Genomic DNA, 9031 nt, shown 5'->3' with positions numbered 1-9031 from the left:
TCAACTTCACTTATATATATAGTGAAGGGTGGATTACGGTGATCGAGTTCCACCTCGACCGGGGGTCGGGGATGGCGACCTACCTCCAGCTCGCCCAGCAGGTCAGACAGGCCCTCCGACTGGGCACGCTGCGGCCGGGCGACCGGCTGCCCACCGCCCGGGAGGTGGTCGACGCCCTCGCCATCAATCCGAACACGGTGCTCAAGGCCTACCGCGAGCTGGAGCGCGAGGGTCTCGTGGAAGGCAGGCCCGGACTGGGCACCTTCGTCCGCCGCTCGATCGGCGGCGCCCGGCTGGCCGGGCACACCGCCCTGCGCCGGAGCCTGGACGAGTGGGTACGGCAGGCCCGCGCGGCCGGTCTCGACCGGGACGACATGGAGACGCTCTTCGCCTTGGCACTCGCCGGATCCCCGAGGGAGGAGACGGCATGACCCCCGCACTTCAGACGACCGGCCTGGGCGTGCGCCGCCGCCGCGGCTGGGTGCTGCGCGACTGCTCGCTGGCCGTACCGCCCGGCCGGGTCGCCGCTCTGGTGGGCCCCAACGGCGCGGGCAAGACCACGCTGATGCACACGGCCGTCGGACTGCTCACCCCGACCACCGGGACGGTCGGCGTCGCGGGCGAAGTCGCCTTCATGGCCCAGGACAAACCGCTGTACGACTCCTTCACGGTCGCCGAGACGCTCGCCTTCGGGCGGCGGCTGAACCCCGGCTGGGACGACTCCTACGCCGCCGCCCGGCTGGCCGGGCTCGGCATCCCGCTGGACCGCAGGGTCTCCGGGCTCTCCGGCGGGCAGCAGGCACAGGTCGCACTCACCGTCGCACTGGCCAGGCGCCCCGACCTGCTGGTGCTGGACGAACCGCTCGCCAACCTCGACCCGCTGGCCCGGCACGACGTCATGCGGGCGCTCATGGTCGAGGTCGCCGACCGCCCGCTGACGGTCCTGATCTCCTCGCACGTCATCGCCGACCTGCGGGAGGGCTGCGACTGGCTGGTCGTGCTCAACGGCGGCCGGGTGCAGGTCAGCGGTGACATCGACGACCTGCTCACCGAGCACGTGCTGCTGACCGGCCCGGCCGGTCTCGCCGACGGCCCGGCCGGCCGGCGCGGGTGGTGGAGGCGAGCCGCACCGGCAGGCAGGTCCGGCTGCTGGTACGGGGCGCGCCGGTGCCCGACCCGCGCTGGAGCGCCCGCCCGGCCGACCTGGAGGAGCTGGTGATGGCCTACCTGCGCAGCCCGGAGGCTGCCGCGCTGCCCGCCCCCGCGGCGGTGAGAGCGTGATCTGGCTGACCTGGCGCCAGCACCGGGCGCAGATCCTCGTCACCGCCGCCCTGCTGGCCGCGCTCGGCCTGCTCCTGCTCGGCTCGGCGGTGGAAGCGGAGCTCTACATCTCCGGCCACGCGCCACCCGGCTGCCCGGGTTCCGCCCCCGCCTGCTGGGACCTGGCGACGGCGCTCGCCGACCGCTACGACGCCGTCTACACCGTCTTCGGCTGGATGCCGATCATCGCCCCCGCGCTGATCGGCGCGTTCTGGGGCGCGCCGCTGCTGGGCCGCGAGTACGAGCGCGGCACGCACAGGCTGGTCTGGACCCAGTCGGTCTCCGTCCGCCGCTGGCTGGCCGTCAAGCTCGCCGTGCTCGGCGCCCTGGCGGCCGCCGCGGGGCTGGCGCTGTCGGTGATGGTCAGTCTCTGGCGGCCGGTCTTCCAGCGGAACGACCTGTTCGGCAACATCGGCGTCTTCAACATGGTCGGGGTGGCCCCGGCCGCGTGGTGGCTGTACGCCTTCATGCTGGGCACCGCGGCCGGGGCGCTGCTGCGGCGCACCCTCCCGGCGATGGCGCTGGTCGTCGCGGGGATCACGGTGACCATGTTCACCCTGTTCGGCCTGAGCGATCACTACGCCGAACCGGCGCGGACCGTGCTGTCGGACGCCACCTTCCTCGCCGATCCCGACGCCCGGCTGGTGAGCGGGGCCTGGATCGACCCCGCGGGAAGGGAACTCGCGGATCCGGCCGCCGGGGTCTGCCCCCGCCGGCCGGACGCCGGGCGGAGCAGCCGGAACCAGGAGGCGTACGAGCGGTGCCTGTTCGGCGAGGGCTACCGCTACGCGGTCTACTTCCACCCGCCGTCGCGGTTCTGGCGCTTCCAGTGGACCGAGGCCGCCCTCCTGACCGCCGCCTCCCTGGCGTTCGCCGGCCTGACCGTCCACCGCACGCTCCGGCGCAGGGTGTAGGCCGTCAAGCTCCGCCGGAAATCGATGCCGTCGGACGCACCCGCACGGGTACGGTGACGTTGCCGCCCCCTACGGGGGAGTGGAAGTGAGCCCGGGTGGACCGCCGGACGACGGAAGCCCGGGCTTCGCGCCATTCGGGTGACAGAACGCTGTCATATGGGTACAGTGACGTTGCCGCCTCCTGCTGGGGGGAATGGAAGTGAGCCCGGGTGGACCGCCGGACGACGGAAGCCCGGGCTTCGCGTTGTCCCGCTTCAATCCACCGCAAAGCGCTCGGCATCCAGATCGCAGCCCAGCCCTTTCCAATAGGCCTCCTGCCCTGCTTCCGCCAGCGAAGCAGCACCAGCGACGATGTCCGGCAACCAGAGCAAAGGCTCCTCATCCGGCGCTTCCCAGGAAGCACGCAGCCGAGGCGCCATCGCGTGGCGACCTCTCAGCGCTTCGACCATGTCCCTGTCTCGAACATCCAGTTCACTGTGCCGGCGCTCGAAGACGACATCCCCCACATGACGTCGGCCGAGTTCCCAGAGCAGGCGCTCCATGCATTTCCTGCGGGCGCGCTCCTGGCGGCCGCGGTCCAGGCCCGTGCCGATGATGACGATGCCGCAGGGCCGGAGGGCGCCGATGGCCTCGACCAGCTGGACACGGCGCTTATCCTTCTCGTCCCGCCAGTGGAGCCGCCGCTGGTTGCGCAGGAGCAGGCCCCGCAGGACCGCCCGGTAGTCTTCCGCGCACGCCGAGGGAACCAGTACGGCCGCCATCAGGTACAGACCGGACGACACACGCATGGATTCGTCTACATAGGCGGAGTGCGGGGGATTCACGACGGATCATGCTAGTCCGATCAATGACCTAGCGTGATGGATTCATCACGCTAGGTTCGCAGTCGCATGCGACAGGCCGATGAGCAGCGGGTCCGCACCGAATCTTCACCTCGACGGCCGCCCCGCCCTCTTGTCACTCCTATCGAATATCGATAGATTCTCATCGTTGCTCGATAGAAGGAGAGACGATGGGAAAGCTGACCGTGCACACGCTGCGCGCCGTGCTCGCGGCGCTGCTCGCCGGCTCGGTGTTCGTGCAGGCGGTGATGGTGCCGCTGCTCGCCTCCGACCTGGAAGGGCTGCGCCCGGAGTTCGCCTACCTGCGCCCCCCGCTGCTCGCGATCGTCTTCCTGGGCGTCGTGGCCGCCCAGGTCGTCCTGGTCTGCGTGTGGCGGCTGGTCACGATGGTGCGGCGCGGGACGGTGTTCTCGCACGCCGCCTTCCGCTACGTGGACATCGTGATCGGCGCGTTCACGGCCGCCGCCCTCCTGGTGTTCGCGCTCGGGGTCGTCCTGGCGCCGGGCGACCCCGTCCCCCCGGGCGTCGTCCTGCTGATCGGCGGGATCGGCCTGGCGGTCCTGGGGGTCGCGCTCGTCGTGCTGGTGCTGCGGATGCTGCTCGCCCAGGCCGTCGCGCGCGACGTCGAGGCGGCGCGGATGCGGGCCGAGCTCGAAGAGGTGATCTGATGCCGATCACCGTCGACATCGACGTGATGCTGGCCAGGCGGAAGATGTCCGTGGGCGAGCTCGCCGACCGCGTCGGGATCACGCCCGCCAACCTGGCGGTGCTCAAGAACGGCCGCGCCAAGGCGGTGCGCTTCACGACGCTCGAGGCCCTCTGCGAGGCGCTGGACTGCCAGCCGGGAGACCTGCTGCGCTGGGAGGCCGAAGACGCCGCGCCTCAGGAGGACTCCGCACCCCAGGAGGACTCCGCACCCCAGGAGGAGGCGGCCGTCGGCGACCGTTCCTGAGGAGCGCGGACGCCGGGCGGAGCCGCCGCCCGGCGTCCGCATTCCGTTTCACGCGATCGCCCGGATTGCCCCTTTACATAGTAGATCAGCCTTTTATCCGGCGGGCCGCCCGCCGGATGGGGGATCACAGCAGGTCCACCTCCGCGTACGGCAGGCCGCCGGAGAGCACGGGAAAGCCCGGCCCCCGGTCGAAGAACGGGCCCTTCTCCGGGAGCAGGGCGCGCAGCCCGGCGCGGCGGAGCGCGGTGGCCTCGGCGTCCACGCACGGGTCATCGGCCGGGCCGTGCAGCACCACGCCGTAGTCGTCGCGGGCGCCGCTACCGAGACCTTGCCGTCGCGGACGTCGGCGGCCACCGCCTCGGCCGGGCGGTCCAGCGGGCACCCCCAGCCCCCTCCCCCGGTGGTGCGGATCCGGATCACCTCGCCCGCGCGCACCGGCGCGTCGTCGACCAGGCCCTCCATCGGACGGCCCTCGATCTCCACGGTGAACGGCCGCCCGGCCCGCCCGCCGTTCACCCCCCAGCAGGACAGGATCGAGCGGTCGGCGATGGACATGAACGAGGCGTCGCGGAGCATCCGGATGTGCTTGTCGTAGCCGAGGCCGCCCCGGTGCAGTCCCGGGCCGCCGGAGTCGACGGCCAGGCCCAGCCGCTCGACCCGCAGCGGCCAGCGGGACTCGGCGAACTCCACCGGGATGTTGCGCGAGTCCGGCACGACGTGGATCGTGTCCTCCCCGTCGGCGTACCGGCGCCCGCCGGAGCCGCCGCCCAGGACCTCTCGCATCAGGTACGGCGCGCGTCGGCACCGGTGCCGTGCACGCCGGTGTAGCGGATCGTCTCCTGGTCGGCGGGCATGCGTCCGCCGGTGGCCTTGGCCAGCGCCCCGGCCAGCACGCCCAGCAGCCGCAGGATCACGAACGTGCGGGCGTTGGTCGGCGCGGGGAAGACCGGGGTGAGCAGCGTGCCCTTGGCCGGGAAGCGCATCTCGATCAGCGGGACGACGCCCTCGTTGACGTCGAGTTCGGCCATCCGCTCGGGGGTGTCGGCGAGGTTGCGCAGGATCGGGGCGAGCCACTTCTTCAGGAACACCCCGTCGGCGTAGTCGCCCGCGTGGTTGATCGGCCCCTTGGCCTGCGGGGAGGTCCCGGTGAAGTCGATGACCAGGGGCCGCTCGGCGGTGTGGTCGACGGTGAGGGTGATGCGCTGGGCGTGCAGCCGGGGCGGGTCCACGCCGTCGTGCTCGGCGTAGTCCTCCCACACGTGCGTGCCCTCGGGGATCTTCGCCAGCAGCTCCCGGCGGAACGTCTCGGTGGTCGTGGCCAGGATCGCCTCGAAGCAGTCCTCGACGGCCTCGCGCCCGTAGCGGTCGAACAGCTCCTCAAGGCGCCGCGCGCCCATCAGGCAGGCCGAGCACTCGGCGTCCAGGTCGCCGGCGAGCGAGTCGGGCATCCGGGAGTTGCGCGTCATGATGGTCAGCGCGGCCCGGTTGGGCACGCCCCGGTCCCAGAGCCTGATCGGCGGGACCATCAGCCCCTCCTCGAACACGCTCCGCGCGCCCGACGGCATCGACCCCGGGCAGGAGCCGCCGATGTCGTCGTGGTGCCCGAAGGCCTGCACGAACGCGACGACCTCGCCGCCGTGGAAGACCGGGACGGTGACGCACAGGTCCGGCAGGTGGCCGATGCCGCCCTCCGACAGGTAGACGTCGTTGTGGAAGAACACGTCGCCCGGGTTCATCTCCGCCACCGGGAAGTCGCGGACGACCGGCTGGACCAGCGCGGAGTAGGACCGGCCGGTCAGCTTGCGCAGCCGTACGTCGTGGATGCCCGCGCGGAAGTCGTGCGCGTCGCGGATCATCGGGGAGCGGGCGGTGCGCGCGATCGCGGTCTCGACCTCCCGTTCCACCGAGGCGAGCGTGCCCTCGACGATCTCCACCAGCACCGGGTCGGCGGCCGTCATGCTCCTGCCCTCTCGCTCGGCTCGCGGCGGACCACGAGGTTGCCGCGGCCGTCGGCCGCGGCGGTGAAACCCGGGTGCACCGGGAGCGTGGAACCGTACTCCTCGACCACCGCGGGGCCGCGGACCACGTCGCCGGGGCGCAGGTCGCCGCGGCGGAAGACCGGCGTGTCCCGCCTGCCGTCCTCCCCGGCGGCCCGGTCCTCGTCGAAGTGCACGGTGCGGGCGCCGGCCGGGGCGAGGGGCGGGTCGCACGGGTCGCGCGGCGGGCGTTCGGCGATCACCGGGCGGGTGATGGGGCCGATCCCGGAGACGCGGAGGTTGACCCACTCGACGCCGTGCCGGGGGTCGTCGCGGTAGCCGTACCCGTAGAGCGCGCGGTGCGCCTCGTGGAAGCGGTCCAGCACCTCGGCGCGCCAGGCCGCGTCCGGCGGCCCGGCCGGGGCCGGCACCCGGACCTCGTAGGCCTGGCCGTAGTAGCGCAGGTCGGCGCTGCGCGCGAGGACGGGCTCGGTGAAGCCCTCGCGCGCCAGCGCCTCGGCCGCCCGCCCCTCCAGCTCGCCGAAGATCTCCGCGGCGGTCTCCTCGGGCAGGTCGCGGGTGACGAAGGTGCGCACGTAGTCGTTCTTGACGTCCACGGTGAGCAGGCCGAACGCCGAGACGTTGCCGGGGTCGGGCGGGACGATCACCGACGGCAGGCCGAGGATGTCGATCAGGCGGCAGACCAGCAGCGGCCCCGAGCCGCCGAAGGCCACCATCGGGAAGTCGCGCACGTCCAGGCCGCGCTTGACGGTGATCCGGCGGATGGCGTTCGACTGGTTGAACGCGCTGATCTCCAGGACGCCGGTCGCCGCGCGCTCGGGGGGCAGCCCGAGTTCGGCCGCCAGCGCCTCCACGGCCCGCCGGGCGGCGTCGGCGTCGAGCGGGACCTCCCCGCCGAGCAGGTGCGCGGGGACCCGGCCGAGGAAGACGTGCGCGTCGGTGACGGTGACCTCGGCGCCGCCCCGGCCGTAGCAGACGGGTCCGGGGTCGCGCCGGCGGAGGCCGGGCCCACCTTGAGCGTGCCCTCGGGCGAGATCCACGCGACCGACCCGCCGCCCGCGCCCACGGTCACGATGTCGATCATCGGGATCTTGCACGGGTAGCGGCCGACGCCGCCCTCGGTGGTGAGCGACGGCTCCCCGTCGAGCACGACGGCGACGTCGGTGGAGGTGCCGCCGCCGTCCAGGGTGATCACCGACGGGTGCCCTGCGGCGGAGGCGACCAGCGCGGCGCCGAGCGCGCCCGCGGCCGGCCCGGAGAGCACGGTGGTGATCGGCTGGTGCGCCACCTCGGCCGCCGAGAGCACGCCGCCGTTGCTCTTCATCACCGAGAACGGCATGCCGAGGCGCTCGGACAGGCGGGCCAGGTAGCGGCGCATGGTCGGTTTGACCGCGGCGTCCACGAGCGTGGTGACCGACCGCTCGTACTCGCGGTACTCGCGCAGCACGTCGCTGGAGATCGAGACGACCGCCTCGGGGTGCTCGCGTTCCAGGACCTCGCGCATGCGCAGCTCGTGCGCGGGGTCGGCGTAGGAGTGCAGGAAGCACACGCCGATCGCGGTGATCCCCCGCTCCCGGAACCAGCGGGCGGCGGCGACGGCCCCCGCGGTGTCGAACGGACGGACCTCGGCGCCGGTGTGGTCCAGCCGCCCGCCGACGGCCTTGACCCGGTGCGCCGGGACGATGCGGGGCGGCTTCACCCAGAAGTAGGAGTTGCCGTAGCCGTCCGGGACGCTCTGCCGGGCGATCTCCAGGACGGATTCGAAGCCCTCGGTGGTGACGAAGCCGAGGTCGGCGATGCGGTCCTCGAGGAGCTGGTTGGTGGCGACCGTGGTGCCGTGCACCACCGCCGAGACGGTCACCCCGTCTCCGGCCGGGCCGAGCACCTTGCGGATGCCCGCCATGAAGCCCTCGGCCGGGTCGGCCGGGGTGGAGGGGGTCTTGGTGGTGGTGATCTCACCGGTCTGCTCGTCCACCACGACCACGTCGGTGAACGTGCCCCCGGTGTCGACGCCGATACGGACGCTGCGCATGCCCCCGTGTCTACCCAGTCGCGCCGAGCCCGCGAATCGGCGCACCCTGCCGAAACCCGCCGAGGCCCTTGGGCAACTCGCCGCCCTCCCCCGCCCTCCCCGCACGGCTCCCCCGTCAGCCGGTCCAGCCTGTGCCGTACGGCGGTGCGCGGCGGCGTACGGCGGTGCGCGGCGGGGCCCGTACCGGGAACTCTCCGGTCGCCCCGATCGCTGAACGGATGACCGTTCCGTCTGATTCAGAAGAGGCGTCCCCCGTGCGCAGTTCGTTCTTCGGCAACCTGGACCAGGGCCAGATCCCCGGCCACTTCACCCTGCAGAACCCCAAGATGCTGCGCGTGCAGCTGAACGGGGAGGACGTGCTGGCCCGGCAGGGCTCGATGGTCGCCTTCCAGGGACAGATGGACTTCGACTACGAGGGCGGCGGCGTCGGCAAGTTCCTGAAGAAGATGGTCACCGGCGAGGGCGCGCCGCTGATGCGGGTGCGCGGGCAGGGCGTGCTCTTCCTCGCCGACGACGCCCAAGACGTGCACCTGTTCTACCTGGAGAACGAGGCGATCACCGTCAACGGCAGGAACCTGCTGGCCTTCGACCCGCACCTGTCCTGGGACATCAACCGGGTGCAGGGCGCGGGCATCGCCGCCGGCGGCCTGTTCAACACCACGGTCTCCGGCACCGGCTGGGTGGCGGTCACCGTGCACGGCACGCCTGCGATGCTCGACGCCTCCCGGGGCCCGACCTACGCCGACGGCCAGTCGGCGGTCTGCTGGAGCACCTCGCTGCAGGTGGGGGTCAACCGCACCTTCAAGGCGAAGGCGCTCATCGGGCGCGGGAGCGGCGAGGCCGTGCAGCTCGCCTTCCAGGGGCAGGGCTTCGTCCTGGTCCAGGCCAGCGAGGGCCCGGTCGTGCCGCAGGCGGGGGGCTGACCCCGGCCCGCTCTCCCGGCGACGCCCGGCGGCCGATCCGCGGACGGCGGG

The 9031-nt window shown here is 72.7% G+C and carries 10 protein-coding genes and 1 pseudogene; 6 read left to right on the top strand and 5 right to left on the bottom strand.

Annotation, left to right across the window (positions count from 1 at the left end; all coding sequences use genetic code 11):
- From ACWJ6R_RS23515 to ACWJ6R_RS23505, 3 genes are all read left to right on the top strand, one after another.
- Window positions 1-431, top strand: a 431-nt coding sequence (locus tag ACWJ6R_RS23515) for a GntR family transcriptional regulator (protein ID WP_449064307.1), incomplete at its 5' end; no start/stop codon positions are given.
- Window positions 428-1219, top strand: coding sequence for an ABC transporter ATP-binding protein (locus tag ACWJ6R_RS23510; protein ID WP_449064306.1), 792 nt, complete (start codon window positions 428-430; stop codon window positions 1217-1219). The genes ACWJ6R_RS23515 and ACWJ6R_RS23510, both read left to right, overlap by 4 nt.
- Before the next feature lie 58 nt (window positions 1220-1277).
- Window positions 1278-2234 (top strand): hypothetical protein, encoded by a 957-nt coding sequence (locus ACWJ6R_RS23505; protein ID WP_449064305.1) that lies wholly within the window; start codon window positions 1278-1280, stop codon window positions 2232-2234.
- A 254-nt stretch (window positions 2235-2488) separates the two neighbouring features.
- On the opposite strand, the gene ACWJ6R_RS23500 is transcribed toward ACWJ6R_RS23505, so the two are convergent.
- On the bottom strand, window positions 2489-3058 hold the full coding sequence (locus ACWJ6R_RS23500) for a hypothetical protein (RefSeq protein WP_449064304.1): 570 nt from the start codon (window positions 3056-3058) through the stop codon (window positions 2489-2491).
- A 188-nt stretch (window positions 3059-3246) separates the two neighbouring features.
- Here ACWJ6R_RS23500 and ACWJ6R_RS23495 point away from each other — a divergent pair, with 188 nt between their 5' ends.
- Window positions 3247-3744 carry a DUF2975 domain-containing protein gene (locus tag ACWJ6R_RS23495; protein ID WP_449064303.1) on the top strand — a complete coding sequence of 166 codons (498 nt, stop codon included), beginning with the start codon at window positions 3247-3249 and terminating at the stop codon, window positions 3742-3744.
- Window positions 3744-4028: a helix-turn-helix domain-containing protein gene (locus ACWJ6R_RS23490; RefSeq protein ID WP_449064302.1), complete on the top strand. Its 285-nt coding sequence runs from the start codon at window positions 3744-3746 to the stop codon at window positions 4026-4028. Before ACWJ6R_RS23495 ends, ACWJ6R_RS23490 begins: the two co-directional genes overlap by 1 nt.
- Before the next feature lie 93 nt (window positions 4029-4121).
- Here ACWJ6R_RS23490 and ACWJ6R_RS23485 read toward each other — a convergent pair whose 3' ends face one another.
- The 4 genes and pseudogenes from ACWJ6R_RS23485 to ACWJ6R_RS23470 form a co-directional block, all read right to left on the bottom strand.
- The gene (locus tag ACWJ6R_RS23485; protein WP_449064301.1) at window positions 4122-4811 is read right to left on the bottom strand and encodes a hydantoinase B/oxoprolinase family protein; all 690 of its coding nucleotides are present in this window, start codon (window positions 4809-4811) and stop codon (window positions 4122-4124) included.
- Window positions 4811-5986, bottom strand: coding sequence for a hydantoinase B/oxoprolinase family protein (locus ACWJ6R_RS23480; RefSeq protein WP_449064300.1), 1176 nt, complete (start codon window positions 5984-5986; stop codon window positions 4811-4813). The genes ACWJ6R_RS23485 and ACWJ6R_RS23480 overlap by 1 nt, the downstream gene beginning before the upstream one ends.
- Entirely contained in the window at window positions 5983-7065 is a 1083-nt protein-coding gene (locus tag ACWJ6R_RS23475) for a hydantoinase/oxoprolinase family protein (protein WP_449064299.1), read from the bottom strand. The genes ACWJ6R_RS23480 and ACWJ6R_RS23475 overlap by 4 nt, the downstream gene beginning before the upstream one ends.
- 38 nt (window positions 7066-7103) lie before the next feature.
- Window positions 7104-8057, bottom strand: a pseudogene (locus ACWJ6R_RS23470) (hydantoinase/oxoprolinase N-terminal domain-containing protein); the annotation flags it as partial.
- A gap of 254 nt (window positions 8058-8311) precedes the next feature.
- On the opposite strand from ACWJ6R_RS23470, the gene ACWJ6R_RS23465 reads away from it, so the two are divergent.
- The gene (locus tag ACWJ6R_RS23465) at window positions 8312-8980 is read left to right on the top strand and encodes an AIM24 family protein (RefSeq protein ID WP_449064298.1); all 669 of its coding nucleotides are present in this window, start codon (window positions 8312-8314) and stop codon (window positions 8978-8980) included.
- Window positions 8981-9031: the final 51 nt, after the last annotated feature.

Source organism: Planomonospora algeriensis, assembly GCF_977012225.1.
This window is presented reverse-complemented; position numbering and strand designations above follow the sequence as displayed.

Coding starts and splice junctions, on each gene's coding strand:
- ACWJ6R_RS23490 (WP_449064302.1), top strand. CDS start 3,744: ATGCCGATCACCGTCGACATCGACGTGATGCTGGCCAGGCGGAAGATG.
- ACWJ6R_RS23480 (WP_449064300.1), bottom strand. CDS start 5,986: ATGACGGCCGCCGACCCGGTGCTGGTGGAGATCGTCGAGGGCACGCTC.
- ACWJ6R_RS23495 (WP_449064303.1), top strand. CDS start 3,247: ATGGGAAAGCTGACCGTGCACACGCTGCGCGCCGTGCTCGCGGCGCTG.
- ACWJ6R_RS23485 (WP_449064301.1), bottom strand. CDS start 4,811: ATGCGAGAGGTCCTGGGCGGCGGCTCCGGCGGGCGCCGGTACGCCGAC.
- ACWJ6R_RS23510 (WP_449064306.1), top strand. CDS start 428: ATGACCCCCGCACTTCAGACGACCGGCCTGGGCGTGCGCCGCCGCCGC.